The sequence below is a fragment of the Salmonella sp. A1325 genome (assembly GCF_056991255.1).
Genome location: NZ_JAMLWO010000003.1, coordinates 262,016 through 281,738 on the forward strand (window position 1 = coordinate 262,016; position 19,723 = coordinate 281,738).

A 19,723-nucleotide genomic window follows, 5' to 3' on the forward strand; every position below is an offset into this window, starting at 1 on the left:
GGTAATCGATGTTACGTTTCTCTGCCAATCTTTCTATGCTGTTTACGGAATATGATTTCCTGGAACGCTTTGATAAAGCGGCGTTGTCGGGATTTCGCGGCGTGGAATTCATGTTTCCCTACGATAACGATATCGAAGTGTTAAAACGTAAGCTCAGGGATAATAATCTGGAACATACGTTACATAATTTACCGGCTGGCGACTGGGCGGCTGGCGAACGTGGAATTGCCTGTATTCCTGGGCGCGAAGAAGAGTTTCGCGATGGCGTAGCGGCCGCAATCCGCTATGCACGTGCGTTAGGTAATAAGAAAATAAATTGTCTGGTGGGTAAAACGCCGTCAGGATTCTCCGCAACGGAGATCCACGACACGTTGGTCGAAAACCTGCGCTATGCGGCAAATATGCTGGCGAAAGAAGACATTTTATTACTTATCGAACCTATTAATCACTTTGATATGCCGGGATTCCATCTCACCGGCACTCAACAGGCGTTAGCCTTAATTAAGGATATCGGCAGCGATAATATCAAAATTCAGTATGATATTTATCACATGCAACGTATGGAAGGGGAATTAACGCAAACCATGACGGCATGGGCCGATAAAATAGGCCATTTACAGATTGCTGATAACCCGCGTCGCGGCGAGCCGGGGACTGGGGAAATTAATTATGACTTTATTTTTAATGTCATTAAACAGTCTGGTTATGATGGCTGGGTTGGCTGTGAATATAAACCACTGACTACCACGGAAGCGGGATTATCGTGGATTAATCAGTACCGTTAAAACGCAGAATAATTCAGGCAGCGCTTTTTTTTCCACTGTGTTGGAAGGGGATTGTGTTGCCTGAATCTGGAAACACCGAAAGCAATAAAAGAGGTTGTATATGAAACTGGGATTTATTGGCCTGGGAATTATGGGCTCGCCAATGGCTATCAATTTGGCACGCGCCGGTCATCAATTACACGTTACGACTATTGGTCCGGTCGCGGACGAACTGCTCTCGCTGGGGGCGGTAAATGTTGAGACTGCACGTCAGGTAACTGAATTTGCAGACATCATCTTCATAATGGTGCCGGATACGCCGCAGGTTGAAGAGGTGTTATTTGGCGAACACGGTTGCGCTAAAACATCGCTTCAGGGAAAAACCATCGTCGATATGAGTTCTATTTCTCCTATCGAAACCAAACGTTTTGCCCAGCGCGTTAATGAAATGGGCGCTGATTACCTGGATGCCCCGGTTTCCGGGGGCGAAATCGGGGCGCGTGAAGGCACTCTGTCGATTATGGTCGGCGGCGAGCAGAAAGTCTTTGACCGCGTTAAACCGCTCTTTGACATCCTGGGAAAAAATATCACCCTGGTGGGCGGCAATGGGGATGGGCAAACCTGTAAGGTGGCTAACCAAATTATTGTTGCGCTGAATATTGAAGCGGTTTCTGAAGCCTTAGTGTTTGCTTCAAAAGCAGGTGCCGATCCGGTACGCGTGCGCCAGGCGTTAATGGGCGGGTTCGCCTCTTCACGCATTCTGGAAGTTCACGGCGAGCGGATGATCAACCGGACGTTCGAGCCTGGTTTCAAAATCGCGCTTCATCAGAAAGACCTTAATCTTGCATTGCAAAGCGCAAAAGCGCTGGCGCTGAATTTACCGAATACGGCGACCTGCCAGGAATTATTCAATACCTGTGCGGCAAATGGCGGGAGCCAGCTTGATCATTCGGCAATGGTACAGGCGCTGGAATTAATGGCCAATCATAAATTGTCCTAATTATGTGTATCGCTGCGGCTGCAGCGATACCTGTTCACAAGGAACACTCTGTAAAGGTGAAGAACATGAGTGAAACTAAAAAATCCGGGATTGATTACTGGAAACAAATTGTTGTCGTAATGAGTCTGGGCTGGGTAGCGATTTGGATCTATCGCACCGTGCTTACACCAATTTATCCAGAAATTCAGGCATCTTTAGACAATGTAAGTAATGCAGAAATAGGCGCCATTGCAAGTTTTTACTTTTTTGCTTACTGCAGTATGCAAATTCCTTGCGGAATATTGGTCGATAAATTCGGTCAAAAAATCATGCTGATGGCCGGATTTACGCTTTTTATTATTGGTACACTCTGTATCGCGAAAGCCAATGGCCTGACCATGATCTATATAGGGTCGCTAATGGCAGGCGGCGGATGCGCTTCTTTCTTTAGCTCGGCTTATTCACTCTCTTCGGCAAACGTGCCGCAGGCCCGTCGGGCATTAGCCAACGCGATTATCAACAGCGGGTCGGCTATAGGGATGGGGATTGGCTTAATCGGTTCCAGCATATTAGTAAAAAACATGAGCATGGCCTGGCAGAATGTACTGTATATCGTGGCCGCGATATTAGTAATCATGCTGTGCGTCTTTACGCTGATCATTCGCGGTAAAGCCAAAAGCGACTCTGCGCAAGCGGAAAAGCAAACCCAAACCGTCACGGAAGATGAGAAACGCGCGCCTTTATTCTCTGGTTTATTGTGTAGCGTTTACTTCCTCTATTTCTGTACCTGCTACGGTTATTATTTGATAGTGACCTGGCTGCCCTCTTATCTACAGACTGAAAGAGGATTTGATGGCGGAGCTATCGGGCTGGCATCAGCGCTGGTGGCGGTGGTTGGCGTACCGGGGGCGTTATTTTTTAGCCATCTGTCAGATAAATTCCGTAACAGTAAAGTTAAGGTTATTCTCGGTCTGGAAATTGTGGCGGCAGCAATGTTGGCGTTTACGGTTTTGTCCCCGAATACCACGATGCTGATGGTCAGTCTGACGCTATACGGCTTGCTGGGGAAAATGGCAGTAGACCCGATCCTGATCTCCTTTGTATCTGAACAGGCTTCGGCAAAAAGTCTGGGAAGAGCTTTCAGCCTTTTTAATTTCTTTGGCATGAGCTCGGCGGTTGTCGCCCCAACGTTGACCGGGTTTATTTCGGATGTAACGGGGTCGAAGGAGATCAGTTTTGTGATTTCAGCATGTTTAGTGGTTACCGGAACGCTGATCTTTGCTGCTGTCACATTATATAAAAAGAAAGCAACGCAACGTATTGCTTCAGCTTAAAAATAATTATATCTACTATTTCTTTATTTTATATTTATTTGTTCCTCATAGCTAAACCCATAACAACGTTATCCGATGCGTGAAAAGAGGGATTTATGGAACATCAAAGAGAGCTATATCAGCAACGCGGTTATAGCGAAGACTTATTACCTAAAACAGAAACCCAACGAAACTGGAAAGCATTTAACTATTTCACCTTATGGATGGGATCTGTACATAACGTGCCAAATTACGTTATGGTCGGCGGTTTTTTTATACTGGGGCTATCAACATTTAATATCATGTTGGCCATTATTATCAGCGCATTATTTATTGCGGCGGCGATGGTAATGAATGGCGCGGCAGGCAGCAAATATGGCGTTCCTTTTGCTATGATATTGCGAGGTTCTTACGGCGTCCGCGGCGCGCTATTCCCTGGATTATTGCGAGGGGGGATCGCGGCAATCATGTGGTTCGGCTTGCAGTGTTACGCGGGATCGCTGGCATTTCTTATTTTGATTGGGAAGATCTGGCCAGGATTTCTGACATTAGGCGGAGATTTCAAGCTGCTGGGTCTTTCACTGCCAGGACTAATTACTTTTCTAATTTTTTGGATTATTAACGTTGGCATCGGTTTTGGCGGTGGTAAAGTATTAAATAAATTTACCGCTATTCTCAATCCATGTATTTACATTGTCTTTGGCGGCATGGCTATTTGGGCAATATCGCTGGTTGGCATTGGCCCGATTCTGGACTATCTGCCTTCAGGCGTGCAAAAAGCAGAGCACAGCGGCTTTCTGTTCCTGGTGGTGATTAACGCCGTAGTCGCCGTCTGGGCTGCGCCAGCTGTGAGCGCGTCCGATTTCACGCAAAACGCGCATTCATTTCGCGCTCAGGCATTGGGACAAACATTGGGGCTTATCGTAGCGTATATATTATTCGCCGTAGCCAGCGTGTGCATTATTGCCGGAGCCAGTATTCATTATGGTATGGATACCTGGAACGTGCTGGATATTGTGCAGCGCTGGGACAGCCTGTTTGCTTCATTCTTTGCGGTGCTGGTGATTCTGATGACGACAATTTCAACCAACGCCACCGGTAATATTATACCTGCGGGGTATCAAATTGCGGCACTTGCCCCGACAAAGCTTAACTATAAAAATGGCGTAATGATTGCCAGTATTATCAGTTTACTGATTTGCCCATGGAAATTAATGGAGAATCAGGACAGTATTTATCTGTTCCTCGATATTATCGGCGGTATGCTTGGCCCGGTAATCGGCGTAATGTTAGCTCATTATTTTGTGGTAATGCGTGGAAAAATTAATCTTGATGAGCTGTACACCGCCAGCGGTGATTACAAATATTATGATAATGGATTTAACCTGACTGCATTTTCAGTCACCCTGGTCGCAGTCATTCTGTCATTAGGCGGCAAGTTTATACCATTTATGGAGCCTTTATCCCGCGTGTCCTGGTTTGTAGGCGTAATAGTTGCGTTCGTTGCTTATGCGCTATTGAAGAAACGCACGGGTTTTGAAAATACAGGAGAGAAAAAACTCGCAGGTTAAATATTGAAAAAGCATTAAGCGTATTTAATGAAGTGTGCGCTATTTAAAAACTATCTGTATCCATACAAGGAGTTTGTTATGTCTTTTGATTTAATTATTAAGAACGGTACTGTCATCTTAGAAAACGAAGCGAGAGTTATCGATATCGCCGTCCAGGGCGGAAAAATCGCTGCGATTGGCGAGAACCTGGGGGAAGCGAAAAATGTGCTGGATGCGACGGGATTGATCGTTTCGCCGGGCATGGTTGACGCGCATACCCACATTTCTGAACCGGGCCGTACCCACTGGGAAGGCTATGAAACCGGTACGCGCGCGGCGGCGAAAGGCGGTATTACCACGATGATTGAGATGCCGCTCAATCAGCTGCCGGCGACGGTCGATCGTGAGACGATTGAACTCAAGTTTGACGCGGCAAAAGGTAAATTGACCATCGACGCCGCGCAGTTGGGCGGTTTGGTTTCTTATAACCTGGATCGGCTTCATGAGCTGGACGAAGTGGGCGTTGTCGGCTTCAAGTGCTTTGTCGCCACCTGCGGCGATCGTGGCATCGATAATGATTTTCGCGACGTTAATGACTGGCAGTTTTACAAAGGCGCGCAGAAACTGGGGGAGATGGACCAGACGGTACTGGTACATTGCGAAAATGCTCTGATTTGCGATGAGCTGGGCGAGGAAGCTAAACGCGAAGGTCGTGTAACGGCGCATGATTATGTCGCCTCACGTCCGGTATTTACTGAAGTGGAAGCCATTCGTCGCGTGCTGTATCTGGCGAAAGCGGCAGGTTGCCGTCTGCACGTTTGCCATATCAGCAGCCCGGAAGGGGTAGAGGAAGTAACGCGCGCGCGTCAGGAAGGCCAGGATGTCACCTGTGAATCGTGCCCGCACTATTTTGTCCTCGATACCGATCAGTTCGAAGAGATTGGCACCCTGGCAAAATGTTCTCCGCCAATTCGCGACCAGGAAAACCAGAAAGGGATGTGGGAAAAACTGTTTAACGGCGAAATCGACTGCCTGGTATCCGACCACTCTCCATGCCCTCCGGAAATGAAAGCAGGCAATATCATGCAAGCATGGGGCGGAATTGCCGGACTGCAAAACTGCATGGACGTCATGTTTGATGAAGCGGTGCAAAAACGCGGTATGTCGTTGCCGATGTTTGGCAAATTAATGGCGACCAACGCCGCCGATATTTTTGGTCTGAAACATAAAGGACGTATTGCCCCCGGCAAAGATGCTGACCTGGTCTTTATTCAGCCTGACAGCAGCTATGTTCTGAAAAATGAAGATCTGGAATATCGCCATAAAGTCAGTCCGTATGTTGGCCGTACTATTGGCGCGCGTATTACCAAAACGATTTTGCGCGGCGATGTTATTTATGACATCGAGCATGGCTTCCCTGTGCCGCCAAAAGGTCAGTTTATCCTTAAACATCAGCAGTAATCCGGTGTGATTTAATGCCCGTCGTCACGACGGGCATTCTCTATTTTAAGGTGTGGATATGTTCCCTGTTATTAACCGCGAAAGTGTATTGTCCGGCTTTCAGTGGTTTTTCTTTATTTTCTGTAACACGGTTGTGGTTCCCCCTACCTTGCTGTCCGCTTTTCATCTTCCCGCTGATAACCTGTTAATGCTCACACAATACGCTTTTTTGACCACCGCGTTGGCCTGCCTGGTTCAGGCATTTTGCGGCCATCGCCGCGCCATTATGGAAGGGCCGACAGGGCTGTGGTGGGGCGCTATTCTTACGATTACGCTTGGCGAGGCGTCTCGCGGCACGCCGCTGAACGATATCGCCTCCAGCCTGTCGGTCGGGATTGCGATCTCCGCGATGGTGACGATATTTATCGGCATTAGCGGCTTAGGACACCGTCTGGCTCGCCTGTTTACGCCAGCGGTAATGGTTTTTTTCATGCTGCTTTTGGGCGCGCAGCTGACCTCAATATTTTTTAAAGGCATGCTGGGGCTGCCTTTTGGCATTGCCGATACCAGCGCCAGAATCAAATTGGCCCCCTTTGGGCTGGCGGTCGCGGTGATGTGTTTTATCCTCGCGATGATTATTTTCCTGCAGCAGCGTATCTCCCGTTACGCGTTACTGGTAGGGACCGTGGTCGGGTGGGGGCTATGGCGGTTATGCTTTCCTTCATCACACTTACCGCCGGGTGAATTAAGCTGGCGATGGTTTCCGCTGGGCAGCCACGGCACGCTGATGCCGGGTATTATTGTGACGGCGGTGATGACGGGGTTAGTCAACATCAGCAACACTTACGGCGCCATCCGCGGTACCGATATCTTTTATCTGCATCAAGGGTCGGGCAGTTCTCGTTATCGCCGAAGCTTTATGATTTCCGGACTGATGACGTTAGTGACGGTGCCTTTCGCGGTCGTGCCTTTTTCGCCTTTTGTATCTTCCATTGGTTTATTAACGCAAACCGGCGACAGTTCTCGCAAATCCTTTATCTGCGGTAGCGCGCTGTGTCTGCTGGTTGCCATTATAACGCCGTTAACCCGCTTATTTTGCGCTATTCCACTGGCGATCAGCAGCGCCGTTATGCTGGTCTCTTATTTACCTTTACTTTATTCCGGTTTGGTTTTTAGCCAGCAAATTACGTTTACCGCGCGGAATATTTATCGCCTGGCATTACCGCTTTTTGTCGGCATTTTTTTGATGGGGCTTCCTCCGGTCTATTTACAGGATCTTCCACTGATGATTCGTCCTTTGCTTAGCAACGGATTACTGGTGGGAATCTTACTGGCAGTGCTTATGGAAAATCTTATTCCGTGGGAACGCATTAAATAACATGAGAAAACAAGGAGACATGATGAAGATTGTAATTGCGCCAGATTCATTTAAAGAGAGCTTAAGCGCTGATAAATGCTGTCAGGCTATTAAAGCGGGATTTTCAACCGTATTTCCTGATGCGCGCTATGTCTGTTTACCGATCGCCGATGGTGGAGAAGGAACCGTGGACGCGATGGTGGCAGCGACCGGCGGGAAACGGGTTTATGTGGACGTTAGCGGGCCGATGGGGGAAAAAGTAAACGGATTTTATGGCCTGACCGGCGACGGCAAAACGGCGATTATTGAAATGGCGGCGGCGAGCGGATTGATGCTGGTGGCGCCAGAGGCGCGTAATCCGCTGCTGGCATCCAGTTTCGGCACCGGCGAATTGATTCGTCATGCCCTGGACGCGGGGATTCGCCATATTATTCTGGGTATCGGCGGCAGCGCCACGGTGGATGGCGGAATGGGAGTAGCGCAGGCGCTCGGTGTGCGTTTTCTGGACGCGCAGGGAACGCCGCTTGGCGCCGGAGGGGGCAATTTATCGCGCCTGGCGAGCATTGACCTGCAGGGGTGCGATCCGCGAATTTCAGAGTGTCGTATTGAGGTCGCCTGTGATGTTGATAACCCGTTGGTGGGGCCACGCGGCGCGGCGGCGGTATTCGGTCCGCAGAAAGGGGCGACGCCTGAAATGGTCGAGACGCTGGAAAATGGATTGCGTAATTATGCCCGTGTCTTACATGCCCTGACCGGACGCGACATGTCTCAAATACCGGGCGGTGGAGCGGCCGGAGGAATGGGGATTGCCGCTATCGTCTTCCTGGAAGCGGAAATGAAGCCCGGTATTGAGATTGTTATGCAGGCGGTGAAGCTGGAGGAGGCGGTAAAAGAGGCTTCGCTGGTGATTACCGGAGAAGGGCGAATCGATTCGCAAACGGCGGGAGGAAAAGCGCCGATAGGCGTCGCGTCAGTGGCGAAACGGCATCACGTCCCGGTTATCGGCATTGCCGGCGTACTGGGAGACGGCGTGGAAGTGGTTCATCGCCACGGTATTGATGCGGTATTCAGTATTTTGCCGCGGCTGGCGCCTTTGCCGGAAGTTCTGGCGAACGGTGAACAAAATCTCTACCACAGCGCCTGTAATATTGCCCGCGTCATCAAACTTGGCCAGGATATCGGGACTCGTTAAGCATAAAAAAAGCCACGGTTCTCACCGTGGCAAAATCCAACATAGCTAAATTAAAAATAATCAGGAGGGCTGTCCGCCGTTAAATCATAACGTCGCGGTTACAGTCTTTGGAGTAGATGTAGCTGAATGCTTCGCCACGACCTACACCGTATCCGGCCTGCAGGGAATAAGCGCCCATGAAGATGTAGTCGCCTTTTTTCACCGGCACCCAGTTGTTGTCGAGGTTATAAACCCCCCGGCCGGAAAGGATATAAGCGCCATGTTCCTGGACGTGGGTTTCAATATAGCCGTGGCTGGCGCCCGGTTCGAACGACAGAATATGCATATTCATATCGAAGCCCAGCTCTTTAGGCAGGAAATCCAGCAGAATAACATCTTCCATGCCTTCATAATGAATACGCTCCAGCTGGCTGGCATTGCCGGAAACCAACCACGGGGCATGCCCCTCGACAGGAGTATAGCGGCGTTTATATAAAAATAGCTGGCTGTCTTCCGTTTGAGCGTTGCTAAAGGTCATCATCTCGCCCGGTGGACAATAGAGGTATCCGCCCTGAGTTAAAGAGAATGTTTTTCCTTCTGCTTTAGCTTCAATATTTCCCGTAATGACATAGAGAAAAGTTTCAATCCCCTCGCCGCCAAAGCCCTGCTGGTTGCCGCCATTCTGATGTAAGGTAACCAGATAATCGACGAAAGAAGCACCCAGCTTCGGCGTCGAAAGGATGGTGACGTCACAGTTTTCAAAGCCGGGAATAATATTTTTCACCAGACCGTCCGGCGTTAAGAGCGCATAGTTACCGTGTTTCACAATGGCGCGGTTCGCCAGTAAATCATCGCGGTAACCCGTGACGTTATTCAGATATCCCATTGATGGCTCCTTATTTTTGCCAGGCAAGTTGATGCAGCATTAATGCCAGAGTTTTGACCCCTTCAGCAAGGTCATTAATGTTGGTACGTTCCGCCGGGTTATGGCTGATACCATTAATGCTGGGGACGAAAATCATACAGGTAGGGACGCGCGGCGCGAAAATTTGCGCGTCATGACCTGCGCCGCTATGCATTATGCGATAGTTCAGTTGTTCGGTTTCACACAGCCTGGTGAGGGCCGCGACCAGTTCGGCGTTCATCGGCACCGGCGCTTCGTCCATCCACAAATCGATATCGATGCTGATATCCATTTCATCGCAGATGGCGCGCATATCGTTTTCCAACTGTTCGGTAAATTCGCGAAGTACCGCGGCGTCCGTATGCCGGCAATCGATTGTAAATGTGGTTTTTCCAGGGACAACATTGACCGTATTCGGCTGCGGCTCAACTTTGCCGAACGTTAATACCAGGGGATCGCCATGCTGTTTGGCTTTTTCAATGGACTGACTGCAAATACGACTGAAGGCATGCACCGTATCGCGACGATAGCCCATTGGCGTTGTGCCTGCATGGTTGGACTCACCGTTGAGCGTCACCGTGTAGCGACGTTGCCCGACGATGGCGTTGACGACGCCAATCGACTGTCCGTTGCTCTCCAGAACGCAGCCTTGCTCAATATGCAATTCAACAAAGGCGCGGATATCGGTTCGTGCAGCGAGCGGCGCGGCGGGAAGGGTAAATCCGCACGCCTGCATAGCGTCGACAAAGCCTGTGCCTTTGGCGTCCTGGATATGGCGTACCTCTTCAGGATTCGCCAGGCCAAAAATGTTCTTGCTGCCCCAAAAAACGTAAGGGAAACGGCTGCCTTCTTCCTCAGCCATTGATACTACCTCGACGGTGCGCAGCGGCGCGCCGTAGGTCGCTTTTAGCCAGTCGAGCGCCAGCCAGGCGGCAAGCGCGCCGAATTGCCCGTCCAGATTGCCGCCGTTGACGACCGTATCAATATGCGAACCGCTTAAAATCACCTGTTCCGGAAACTGTGTGCCGCAAAGGCGGCCATATAAATTTCCGACGTCATCAAAGCGTGTTTCCAGACCGCTTTCTGCCATTCGCTTTTTAAACTGCTGCTGTGTTTCCAGCCACTCAGGCGAATAAAGTAAACGCGTCATTCCACCCGTAGGATCGGCTCCAATGGAAGAGAGCCAGGGCAATGTTTCTTCTATCGCGTGGCGAAAATGCTTTATCATAGAAAATTCCTGTTTCAATAATTATTGGGCAAAGGGATTTTTTGTTTCGTATGACTTGAGATAGAGGGCATCGGAAATCAGATATTGATAAATATCATCAACAATATCGATACCATTCATATCGGCATTTTTCTGTTTAATATCCTGATCCTGTCCAGGATAATAAACCTGTTTAAAACCGGGGGCGGGCTTCACGGAATTGAGTTCCTGCATGGTCTGACTAATATGTTTGCGGAATAATTCACAGGAAGAGAAGAACGCCGGATTAATGACCAGATGAAGTTGTCCTAAATTGCGTCCGGCGTGTAAATCTTCATACATCGAACTGACCTGGCGGCCAAACGGCAGCCCCAGCAGAATACCGGACAGAATATCGATCATCATCATCAGGCCGTAACCTTTCGGGCCTGCGGCGGGTAATAACGCATTGACGGCAAAAGGATCATGTGTCGGCGCGCCATTTTTATCGACGGCCCAACTCTCCGGAATGGACTCATTGCGGGACCGTGCATCGAGGACTTTTCCCCAGGCCTGCACGGTGGTGGCCATATCAAAGGTAATGATGTCATCGCCTTCGCCCGGCGCGGCAAAGGCCAGCGGATTAGTGCCATAGTAAATATCCGCCCCGCCAAACGGCACGACCATAGGATCGGACTGACAGATAGACAGACCAATCAGGCCTTCGCGAGCAGCCTGGCGGACGAAATAAGAGATGGCGCCGCTATGGCCCATTCTGCTAATGCCGACAACCGCGACGCCATTTTTTTTGGCTATTTCAATAGCATGCTCCATTCCCATTTTGGCTGCGACCTGTCCGGCAGCATTATCGGCATGCAGTATCGCCGTACAGGGACCGGTATTCTCAATGCGGAACGTCGGCTCCCGGTTGGTGCCGCCTTTTGAAATTCGTTCGGCATAATATTCAACGCGTACGGCGCCATGTGAGTGAATACCTCTGGCATCTGCATAAACCAGTACGTCGGCGACGATGGCGGCGTGCTCACGTTTTAGTCCGGCTTTATAAAGCTTATTTTCGATAAGCTGATGGAGTGTTTCCCGACTGATTTTCATCTGTCTTCCTTTTTAACGACGGTGTGAAGCATGACTGCGATTAACATACCGGGAAAATAAAATGATTATGTGATCCAGACAGGCAAAAAAATATAATTAGAATTTATTTGATAATCAGGCGGGTTTTATCTTTTTGCTTAAATAAAACGCTTCTTTAGAAAATCATAACTAATCCTTTAGCCGTTGTTTGAATTCTTTTGTTAATAAATTTGATGTGACGTTAATCACTCTATTTACCCTCCCGGATATATACCGTGAAGCGCACATTAACACTGCTCGTGCAATTGCAATGGGTGCAATTATTAAGGAGTTGTTATGATCCACGCCTTTATTAAAAAAGGGTGTTTTCAGGACTCTGTCAGCTTAATGATTATTTCTCGAAAGCTGAGTGAGTCCGAAAATGTTGATGATGTATCGGTAATGATGGGAACGCCTGCGAATAAGTCGCTGCTGGAAACTACCGGTTTCTGGCATGACGATTTTCATGGCGCTACGCCCAATGACATTTGCGTGGCGATTCGTACCGAAGCGGTAGATGACGGCATTACGCAGGTGATTGTGCAACAGCTCGAAGAAGCATTGCAGCAGTTGGCGCAGGGAAGCAGCGGCAGCCAGTCGTTAATCCAGGTCAGACGCTGGGAAAGCGCCTGTCAGAAACTGCCAGAGGCGAATCTGGCGCTGGTATCGGTGGCCGGCGAATATGCGGCGGAACTGGCAGAGCAGGCGCTGGATCGTTCGTTGAACGTGATGATCTTCTCCGATAATGTCACGCTGGACGATGAAATCAGACTAAAACGCCGGGCGCGTGATAAAGGACTGCTGGTCATGGGGCCGGATTGCGGCACCGCTATGATCGCCAATACGCCGCTGGCTTTCGCTAACGTCATGCCAGAGGGCAACATCGGGGTGATTGGCGCTTCCGGCACCGGTATTCAGGAGCTCTGTTCACAGATTGCGCTGGCGGGGGAAGGGATTACCCATGCCATCGGGCTTGGCGGACGCGATTTGAGCGCCGAGGTCGGCGGGATCAGCGCGCTAACGGCACTGGACATACTCAGCGCGGATGAAAAGAGCCAGGTGCTGGCCTTTGTCTCCAAACCGCCTGCCGATGCGGTTCGTCAGCATATTATCGCGGCGATGAAAGCCACCGGCAAACCCGTTGTAGCGCTGTTCTTAGGGTTTTCCTCCCCCGTTGCGCGTGAGGAAAACGTCTGGTTTGCCTCGACGCTGGATGAAGCCGCCCGGCTGGCATGTTTATTGTCTCGCGTGACGTCGCAACGTAAAGACATGGTTTCAACAGGCGGCGTGATTCGTGGTCTCTATACCGGCGGAACGCTGGCGGCGGAAGCGGCGGGGCTGCTGGCCGGCTACCTGGGCGTCGCGGCGGATACGGAACATCACCATGGCATGATGCTTGACGCTGACGGCCACCAGATTATCGATCTGGGCGATGACTTTTATACCGTTGGGCGACCACATCCGATGATCGACCCGGCGTTACGTAATCAGCTTATCGCCGGACTTGGCGCACAGCCGCAGGTACGCGTGTTATTAGTGGACGTCGTTATTGGTTTTGGCGCGACCGCCGATCCCGCCGCATCGCTGATTCAGGCCTGGCAGAAGGCATGTGCCGCACGCGCCAGCGACCAGCCGCTGTTCGCCATCGCAACCGTCACCGGAACGGAACGCGATCCTCAGTGCCGCTCGCAACAAATCGCCGCGCTCGAAGATGCCGGCATCACGGTAGTGGATTCTCTTCCCGAAGCCACTCTGTTGGCCGCGGAACTGATTCGACCCACTCTCTCTTCCACTCATCCATCAGCTCCCCGGTTACTGGAAGCGGTAGCGGTGATTAATGCCGGGTTACGTAGCTTCGCGCTGGATTTACAGGCTGCCGGTATGCCCGTGGTGCACTACCAGTGGGCGCCTGTCGCTGGCGGTAATAAAAAACTGGCTCGTCTGTTAGAACGTTTGCAATAAGGGGTTCCCATGTTTACATCAGTGGCGCAAGCCAACGCTGCAGTCATCGAACAAATTCGTCGCGCACGTCCGCACTGGCTGGATGTGAAGCCAGCTTCTTCATTAATTAGCGTGCTCAATCAGGGGAAAACGCTTCTTCATGCCGGGCCGCCGATGCGCTGGCAAGAGATGACCGGCCCGATGAAAGGCGCCTGTATCGGCGCATGCCTGTTTGAAGGATGGGCCAAAGATGAAATGAGCGCGCTCGCGCTGTTAGAGCAGGGAAAGGTCAACTTTATTCCCTGCCATCACGTTAACGCTGTGGGGCCGATGGGCGGTATTACCTCAGCCAGTATGCCGATGCTGGTCGTGGAAAATATCACCGACGGCAATCGCGCGTACTGCAATCTCAACGAAGGGATCGGCAAGGTGATGCGTTTCGGCGCCTATGGCGAGGATGTTCAGCAACGTTTGCGCTGGATGCGCGATGTGCTGATGCCGGTATTAAGCGCGGCGCTGGGACGTCTGGAGCGGGGCCTCGACCTGACCGCAATGATGGCGCAGGGCATTACGATGGGAGATGAATTCCACCAGCGCAATATCGCTTCTTCCGCATTGCTGATGCGCACGTTGGCGCCGCATATCGCCCGTCTGGAACACGATAAGCAGCAGATAGCGGAAGTGATGGATTTTCTGAGCGTCACCGATCAATTCTTCCTTAATCTGGCGATGGCCTACTGTAAAGCCGCCATGGACGCGGGCGCGCAGATTCGCGCCGGCAGTATTGTGACGGCGATGACCCGTAATGGCGATATGTTTGGCATTCGGGTTAGCGGTCTGGGCGACCGTTGGTTCACCGCGCCTGTTAATACGCCGCAGGGGCTATTTTTTACCGGTTTTTCGCAGGATCAGGCCAACCCGGACATGGGCGACAGCGCCATTACTGAAACGTTTGGTATTGGCGGCGCAGCGATGATTGCCGCGCCTGGCGTAACGCGTTTTGTCGGTGCCGGGGGAATGGAAGCGGCGAAATCTGTTTCTGAAGAGATGGCTGAAATTTATCTCGAACGCAACATGCAGCTACAAATCCCCGGCTGGGATTTTCAGGGGGCCTGTCTGGGACTGGATATCCGCCGCGTGGTCGAGACCGGAATTACGCCGCTGATTAACACGGGTATCGCGCATAAAGAGGCGGGGATTGGACAGATTGGCGCGGGAACCGTCCGTGCGCCGCTGGCCTGTTTCGAGCAGGCGCTGGAAGCGCTGGCGGAAAGCATGGGCGTAAGTTAAGAGAGCGCCTCATGAAACGTATCCATCCTCTTATGGCAAGCCGACAATCGGCGGATTATCGGCAACCCTGGCAGATGTCAGGGGTATGGCGTCGCTCTATTAATTTTGTGGCGAAAAGCGGTGAGTTATTAACGCTTCACCGTCGGGGGAGCGGCTTCAGTCCGGGAGGGTGGATACTGCGCGGCGGCGATTTTGACGCATTGCGCGATGTGCTCACCGATGGCGAAAAACCGCAGTCAACCGCTGCCGGTATTCAGATTGGCGAGTTTCTTTTATGCGAGCCGGAGAGGCGCTGTTCGCTGCGGGTTCCGCGCTATCTTGCGTCGCCGCGTCTTAACGCGACGTACATGCAGCGTAGTGAGGAGACGGGGCTGTTTGGGCCGTTAACCGTCGCCGCAGCCCAGCCTCTATGTCCGGAACTTCGCCAGTTTTGTCACTGCTTTCAGTCGGCGCTTGCAGGTGCTGCGACTGACTGGCGGCTATGGCTGGGTAAAGGGCCGGGCTTAACGCCCAGTCATGACGACACGCTGACGGGAATGTTGCTGGCGGCCTGGTATTTTGGCGCCATAGATGAACGCGCCGGGCGTAATTTTTTTGCCCAATCCGGCAGCCTTGATCGGGCGACGACGCTCGTGAGCGTTAGCTATTTACGCTATGCGGCTATGGGTTATTTCGCGTCGCCTTTACTCCACTTTATTCATGCGCTGCGACGAGATGTTCGCACAGAAACGGCGATTGACGGACTGCTGGCGCTGGGGCACACCTCGGGCGCGGATACGCTGCTGGGGTTCTGGCTTGGACAACAAATAGTAAAAGGATAGGGAATGAAAACGTTGGTAGTTGCTCTTGGCGGCAACGCATTATTGCAGCGCGGAGAAGCGCTAACGGCAGAGAATCAATATCGCAATATTGCCGACGCGGTGCCTGCGCTGGCGCGACTTGCCCGCTCGTATCGGCTGGCGATAGTACATGGCAACGGCCCCCAGGTCGGCCTGTTGGCTTTACAGAACCTTGCCTGGAAAGCCGTTGAGCCTTATCCGCTGGATGTGCTGGTAGCGGAAAGTCAGGGAATGATCGGCTATATGCTGGCGCAGCGTCTGGCGCTTGAACCCGATATGCCGCCGGTGACTGCGGTATTAACGCGAATAAAGGTATCGGCGGACGATCCTGCTTTTCTTGAACCGGAAAAGTTTATCGGTCCCGTTTATTCGCCAGAAGAGCAAATGTCGCTGGAAGCGACTTATGGCTGGCATATGAAACGTGATGGAAAATATCTGCGCCGTGTCGTCGCTTCCCCGGCGCCGCGTCAGATTATCGAAAGCGCCGCTATTGAGTTATTGCTAAAAGAGGGCCATGTGGTGATTTGCAGCGGCGGTGGCGGAGTTCCTGTTGCCGGTGAGGGCGAAGGGGTCGAGGCGGTGATAGATAAAGACCTGGCGGCGGCATTGCTGGCGGAGCAGATAGCGGCTGATGGTTTGATCATTTTGACGGATGCGGATGCGGTGTATGAACATTGGGGAACGCCGCAGCAGCGCGCTATTCGCCAGGCTTCGCCCGATGAGCTGGCGCCGTTTGCCAAAGCCGATGGCGCGATGGGACCGAAGGTGACCGCGGTAAGCGGGTATGTGAAGCGGTGCGGAAAGCCGGCATGGATTGGCGCGCTGTCGCGTATTGACGATACCCTGGCGGGCAGGGCGGGAACCTGCATCTGTCTGTGATCGCGACGGGCGGCGACAGAGAATGCGCCGCCCACGCTGTTTATTTAAGCTTACTTTGCGCCCAGATAATGCCGCTGGCGTATTCGCCTGGCAGGAGCGGAGAGAGCGCTTCCAGGGTGGCGCTAAGACGTGACGTATCGCTGTCGGTCAGATTCAGATGGCCGACTTTTCGCCCTGGACGTACCGCTTTATCATACCAGTGCAGATGTACCAGCGGCAGCTTCAGCCAGTCGTAATTCAGCTCGCTGCCGATCAGGTTGATCATCACCGACGGGGCGTTAATCACTGGCGCGGGCAACGGCAGGCCGGTAATCGCGCGCAAATGCAATTCAAACTGACTGATGCTGGCGCCATTTTGCGTCCAGTGTCCGCTGTTATGCACGCGCGGCGCCAGTTCATTGATTAACAGGCCTTCCGGCGTGATAAAACATTCCATCGCCATTACGCCGACGTAGTTCAGCGCCTGCATAATTGCTGACAGCATCGATTCCGCCTGCTCCTGCTGTTCGGCGTTCGCCTGTGGGAACGCGACGCTGGTCCGCAAGATGCCGTCCTGATGCAAATTGTGCGTCAGCGGGTAAAACACGGTACTGCCGTCATGAGCGCGCGCACCGACTAACGACACTTCGCCGGAAAAATGGATGCCGCGCTCAACAATACATTCGCCATAGCAGTCATCCGGCAGTTGCCCGGTTTCGTCCGCGCGTAGACGCCACTGCCCGCGACCGTCGTAGCCGCCAACGCGACGCTTAATAATCGCCAGTTCGCCCAGACGGTCAAAGATGCCGGACCACTCGTCGGCGCTGGTCAGCAGCTGCCACGGCGCGGTCGCGAGTCCCAGTTTATCGAAAAGTTGTTTTTGTGTCAGACGGTCGGCGATGATCGGAAATACATCACGATTGACGAAGGCCGGGTGGCGCGCCAGCTCGCGGGTAAGCGCGGTTTCCGGCCAGCGCTCAATCTCTGCGGTAATGACGCTCTGCTGTACCGGCACGGCGGTAGGCTCTGCATCCAGACCAACCGGCCAGACGGCGATACCCAGCGGTTCGCCCGCCTGGCGCAGCATTCGGCCCAGTTGCCCGTTGCCGAGAACGCAAACTTGCTTCATAGCGTCCCCCGCGGATCGGGATTTTCCAGAACTTCATCGGTTTGCGCTTTGCGCCAGTCGGCGATGCGCTGATGCAGTTCCGCGTCGTGTTGCGCCAGAATCTGCGCGGCGAGCAGGGCGGCGTTAGCGGCACCGGCTTTACCGATCGCCAGCGTACCCACCGGAATGCCGCGCGGCATCTGCACAATGGAGTAGAGGCTATCCACGCCGCTTAGCGCAGCGCTTTGTACCGGCACGCCGAGTACCGGGACTAGCGTTTTTGCCGCAATCATTCCCGGCAGGTGTGCCGCGCCGCCCGCGCCGGCAATAATCACTTGATATCCGTTCTCTTCCGCCGTTTCGGCGAAGCTGAACAGCTTATCGGGGGTGCGATGGGCGGAAACCACTTCTACATGGTGCGGGACATCCAGAATTTCAAAAATTTCGGCGGCGAATTGCATGGTAGCCCAGTCGCTTTTGGACCCCATCACGATGGCGACACGCGCCGGATTATTGCGGGAAGACATGCGTCTTAAAACTCCTGTGGTGCGGGACACGCTGCTTTTGAGGTGTCAGAGAATAGCATGATAATCAGGCAAGGAAAACGGTTGCGTGTACGCCGTAACGGACGATTCGACGAACATTTACAGGGGGAAGGCGATTAACTCAACGTTGTCCGGCGTGACTTTTACCATTGAACCTTCATGATGCCATGCGCCTAACACCACGCGGAATGCGGGCTGGTCGTTGGCGGAAAGTTCATGCACTGCCGGGCGGTGGGTGTGACCGTGAATCAGCCACTGTACGCGGTGTTTTTCCATTTCGGCGACGACGGTCTGCGCATTGACGTCCATAATATCCAGCGATTTGCTGCTGTTGGCGGCTTTACTGCCGGCGCGCATTCTGGCGGCGATACGGCGGCGGATAAACAGCGGCAGGGTAAGGAACAGTCGTTGAATCCACGGATTATGGACTTTGGCGCGAAACGCCTGATAACCGGCATCATCGGTACAAAGCGTATCGCCGTGCATAATCAACACGTTGCGGCCATACAGGTCGAGCACCTTTTCCTGCGGCAGTAGAATCATGCCGCTTTCGCGGGCAAAGCGTTTGCCAATCAGGAAGTCGCGATTACCATGAATAAAGAAGCAGGGGACGCCGGAATCAACCAGCGATTTAATGGCAACGGCCATTTCACGATGTAGCGGGTTGGGGTCGTCGTCGCCAATCCAGGCCTCGAAGAGATCGCCAAGAATATACAGCGCGTCGGCCTGACGGGCTTCTACGGCTAAAAAACGCAGAAAACCGGCGACGATCGCCGGTTCTTCCGTTTGCAGATGCAAGTCTGCAATAAACAGTGTCGCCACGATTACTCGCTGACGGTCACGTTTTCAATGATGACGTCTTCTTTTGGTACGTCCTGATGCATACCGCTACGGCCAGTGGCGACGCCTTTGATTTTATCTACCACGTCCATACCTTCTACGACTTCCGCAAAGACGCAGTAGCCCCAGCCTTGCAGACTTTCGCCGGAGAAGTTCAGGAAGTCGTTGTCTGCCACGTTGATGAAGAATTGCGCGGTAGCCGAGTGTGGTGCCTGAGTACGCGCCATTGCCAGCGTACCACGGGTATTTTTCAGACCATTGTTGGCTTCGTTTTTGATCGCCTCTTTGGTGGCTTTCTGTTTCATGCCCGGCTCAAAGCCGCCGCCCTGAATCATAAAACCGTTAATCACACGGTGGAAAATGGTGTTGTTGTAAAAACCTTCGCGGCAATAGTCCAGGAAGTTTTTAACTGTTTCAGGCGCTTTATCATCAAAGGTCTTGATTACGATATCGCCGTGATTAGTGTGGAAAGTAACCATTTTTGCATCCTGTTCCAAGAGAGTGGTG

Annotated in this window: 18 protein-coding genes; 11 read left to right on the top strand and 7 right to left on the bottom strand. The window is 52.3% G+C overall.

Going from position 1 to position 19,723, the window contains the following annotated elements:
* The first annotated feature begins 8 nt into the window (after positions 1-8).
* The 7 genes from gip (at position 9) to glxK (ending at position 8,595) form a co-directional block, all read left to right on the top strand.
* Positions 9-785 carry a hydroxypyruvate isomerase Gip gene (gene gip / locus NAZ64_RS08200; RefSeq protein ID WP_000943591.1) on the top strand — a complete coding sequence of 259 codons (777 nt, stop codon included), beginning with the start codon at positions 9-11 and terminating at the stop codon, positions 783-785.
* A gap of 100 nt (positions 786-885) precedes the next feature.
* The gene (gene glxR, locus NAZ64_RS08205; RefSeq protein WP_000765815.1) at positions 886-1,764 is read left to right on the top strand and encodes a 2-hydroxy-3-oxopropionate reductase; all 879 of its coding nucleotides are present in this window, start codon (positions 886-888) and stop codon (positions 1,762-1,764) included.
* A 65-nt stretch (positions 1,765-1,829) separates the two neighbouring features.
* A complete protein-coding gene (locus NAZ64_RS08210; RefSeq protein ID WP_024797962.1) occupies positions 1,830-3,077 on the top strand; it encodes an MFS transporter in 1,248 nt (415 codons plus the stop codon).
* A 95-nt stretch (positions 3,078-3,172) separates the two neighbouring features.
* Positions 3,173-4,627, top strand: coding sequence for an allantoin transporter (locus NAZ64_RS08215; protein WP_000401063.1), 1,455 nt, complete (start codon positions 3,173-3,175; stop codon positions 4,625-4,627).
* Between the two features lie 78 nt (positions 4,628-4,705).
* Entirely contained in the window at positions 4,706-6,067 is a 1,362-nt protein-coding gene (gene allB, locus NAZ64_RS08220; RefSeq protein WP_000006865.1) for an allantoinase AllB, read from the top strand.
* Positions 6,068-6,125: 58 nt separating this feature from the next.
* Positions 6,126-7,424, top strand: a complete 1,299-nt coding sequence (locus tag NAZ64_RS08225) for a uracil/xanthine transporter (RefSeq protein ID WP_000484505.1) — start codon at positions 6,126-6,128, stop codon at positions 7,422-7,424.
* A gap of 22 nt (positions 7,425-7,446) precedes the next feature.
* A complete protein-coding gene (gene glxK / locus NAZ64_RS08230) occupies positions 7,447-8,595 on the top strand; it encodes a glycerate 3-kinase (RefSeq protein WP_024797964.1) in 1,149 nt (382 codons plus the stop codon).
* 79 nt (positions 8,596-8,674) lie between these two features.
* Here the strand turns inward: glxK and allE are convergent, their stop codons facing one another.
* From allE to allD, 3 genes are read right to left on the bottom strand one after another with little or no spacing between them, the layout of a single operon-like run.
* Positions 8,675-9,460 (bottom strand): (S)-ureidoglycine aminohydrolase, encoded by a 786-nt coding sequence (gene allE, locus NAZ64_RS08235; RefSeq protein WP_024797965.1) that lies wholly within the window; start codon positions 9,458-9,460, stop codon positions 8,675-8,677.
* A 10-nt stretch (positions 9,461-9,470) separates the two neighbouring features.
* Positions 9,471-10,706 (bottom strand): allantoate deiminase, encoded by a 1,236-nt coding sequence (gene allC / locus NAZ64_RS08240; RefSeq protein ID WP_000589769.1) that lies wholly within the window; start codon positions 10,704-10,706, stop codon positions 9,471-9,473.
* Positions 10,707-10,727: 21 nt separating this feature from the next.
* Positions 10,728-11,777, bottom strand: coding sequence for an ureidoglycolate dehydrogenase AllD (gene allD / locus NAZ64_RS08245; RefSeq protein ID WP_000703936.1), 1,050 nt, complete (start codon positions 11,775-11,777; stop codon positions 10,728-10,730).
* Between the two features lie 315 nt (positions 11,778-12,092).
* On the opposite strand from allD, the gene NAZ64_RS08250 reads away from it, so the two are divergent.
* Genes NAZ64_RS08250 through NAZ64_RS08265 form a run of 4 tightly spaced genes read left to right on the top strand, consistent with a single transcriptional unit; the run spans position 12,093 to position 16,744 of the window.
* Positions 12,093-13,757, top strand: coding sequence for an acyl-CoA synthetase FdrA (locus tag NAZ64_RS08250; protein ID WP_024797966.1), 1,665 nt, complete (start codon positions 12,093-12,095; stop codon positions 13,755-13,757).
* Between the two features lie 9 nt (positions 13,758-13,766).
* A complete protein-coding gene (locus NAZ64_RS08255) occupies positions 13,767-15,026 on the top strand; it encodes a YlbE family protein (protein WP_000495330.1) in 1,260 nt (419 codons plus the stop codon).
* A gap of 11 nt (positions 15,027-15,037) precedes the next feature.
* Complete coding sequence (locus NAZ64_RS08260) at positions 15,038-15,847, top strand: oxamate carbamoyltransferase subunit AllH family protein (RefSeq protein ID WP_000821192.1); 810 nt, start codon at positions 15,038-15,040, stop codon at positions 15,845-15,847.
* A gap of 3 nt (positions 15,848-15,850) precedes the next feature.
* Positions 15,851-16,744: a carbamate kinase gene (locus NAZ64_RS08265; protein WP_000855342.1), complete on the top strand. Its 894-nt coding sequence runs from the start codon at positions 15,851-15,853 to the stop codon at positions 16,742-16,744.
* Positions 16,745-16,784: 40 nt separating this feature from the next.
* On the opposite strand, the gene purK is transcribed toward NAZ64_RS08265, so the two are convergent.
* The 4 genes from purK to ppiB all read right to left on the bottom strand — a co-directional run bounded on the left by purK (position 16,785) and on the right by ppiB (position 19,695).
* Positions 16,785-17,852: a 5-(carboxyamino)imidazole ribonucleotide synthase gene (purK, locus tag NAZ64_RS08270; RefSeq protein WP_000815601.1), complete on the bottom strand. Its 1,068-nt coding sequence runs from the start codon at positions 17,850-17,852 to the stop codon at positions 16,785-16,787.
* Positions 17,849-18,358, bottom strand: a complete 510-nt coding sequence (purE, locus tag NAZ64_RS08275; RefSeq protein ID WP_000098736.1) for a 5-(carboxyamino)imidazole ribonucleotide mutase — start codon at positions 18,356-18,358, stop codon at positions 17,849-17,851. The genes purK and purE overlap by 4 nt, the downstream gene beginning before the upstream one ends.
* Positions 18,359-18,475: 117 nt before the next feature.
* Positions 18,476-19,198 (bottom strand): UDP-2,3-diacylglucosamine diphosphatase, encoded by a 723-nt coding sequence (gene lpxH, locus NAZ64_RS08280; protein WP_000212281.1) that lies wholly within the window; start codon positions 19,196-19,198, stop codon positions 18,476-18,478.
* A 2-nt stretch (positions 19,199-19,200) separates the two neighbouring features.
* Positions 19,201-19,695, bottom strand: coding sequence for a peptidylprolyl isomerase B (gene ppiB / locus NAZ64_RS08285; protein ID WP_000255991.1), 495 nt, complete (start codon positions 19,693-19,695; stop codon positions 19,201-19,203).
* Positions 19,696-19,723: the final 28 nt, after the last annotated feature.

Excerpts from the sequence above, each read along its gene's own strand:
- gip (WP_000943591.1), top strand. The coding sequence starts at position 9 with ATGTTACGTTTCTCTGCCAATCTTTCTATGCTGTTTACGGAATATGAT.
- glxR (WP_000765815.1), top strand. The coding sequence starts at position 886 with ATGAAACTGGGATTTATTGGCCTGGGAATTATGGGCTCGCCAATGGCT.
- NAZ64_RS08210 (WP_024797962.1), top strand. The coding sequence starts at position 1,830 with ATGAGTGAAACTAAAAAATCCGGGATTGATTACTGGAAACAAATTGTT.
- NAZ64_RS08215 (WP_000401063.1), top strand. The coding sequence starts at position 3,173 with ATGGAACATCAAAGAGAGCTATATCAGCAACGCGGTTATAGCGAAGAC.
- allB (WP_000006865.1), top strand. The coding sequence starts at position 4,706 with ATGTCTTTTGATTTAATTATTAAGAACGGTACTGTCATCTTAGAAAAC.
- NAZ64_RS08225 (WP_000484505.1), top strand. The coding sequence starts at position 6,126 with ATGTTCCCTGTTATTAACCGCGAAAGTGTATTGTCCGGCTTTCAGTGG.
- glxK (WP_024797964.1), top strand. The coding sequence starts at position 7,447 with ATGAAGATTGTAATTGCGCCAGATTCATTTAAAGAGAGCTTAAGCGCT.
- allE (WP_024797965.1), bottom strand. The coding sequence starts at position 9,460 with ATGGGATATCTGAATAACGTCACGGGTTACCGCGATGATTTACTGGCG.
- allC (WP_000589769.1), bottom strand. The coding sequence starts at position 10,706 with ATGATAAAGCATTTTCGCCACGCGATAGAAGAAACATTGCCCTGGCTC.
- allD (WP_000703936.1), bottom strand. The coding sequence starts at position 11,777 with ATGAAAATCAGTCGGGAAACACTCCATCAGCTTATCGAAAATAAGCTT.
- NAZ64_RS08250 (WP_024797966.1), top strand. The coding sequence starts at position 12,093 with ATGATCCACGCCTTTATTAAAAAAGGGTGTTTTCAGGACTCTGTCAGC.
- NAZ64_RS08255 (WP_000495330.1), top strand. The coding sequence starts at position 13,767 with ATGTTTACATCAGTGGCGCAAGCCAACGCTGCAGTCATCGAACAAATT.
- NAZ64_RS08260 (WP_000821192.1), top strand. The coding sequence starts at position 15,038 with ATGAAACGTATCCATCCTCTTATGGCAAGCCGACAATCGGCGGATTAT.
- NAZ64_RS08265 (WP_000855342.1), top strand. The coding sequence starts at position 15,851 with ATGAAAACGTTGGTAGTTGCTCTTGGCGGCAACGCATTATTGCAGCGC.
- purK (WP_000815601.1), bottom strand. The coding sequence starts at position 17,852 with ATGAAGCAAGTTTGCGTTCTCGGCAACGGGCAACTGGGCCGAATGCTG.
- purE (WP_000098736.1), bottom strand. The coding sequence starts at position 18,358 with ATGTCTTCCCGCAATAATCCGGCGCGTGTCGCCATCGTGATGGGGTCC.
- ppiB (WP_000255991.1), bottom strand. The coding sequence starts at position 19,695 with ATGGTTACTTTCCACACTAATCACGGCGATATCGTAATCAAGACCTTT.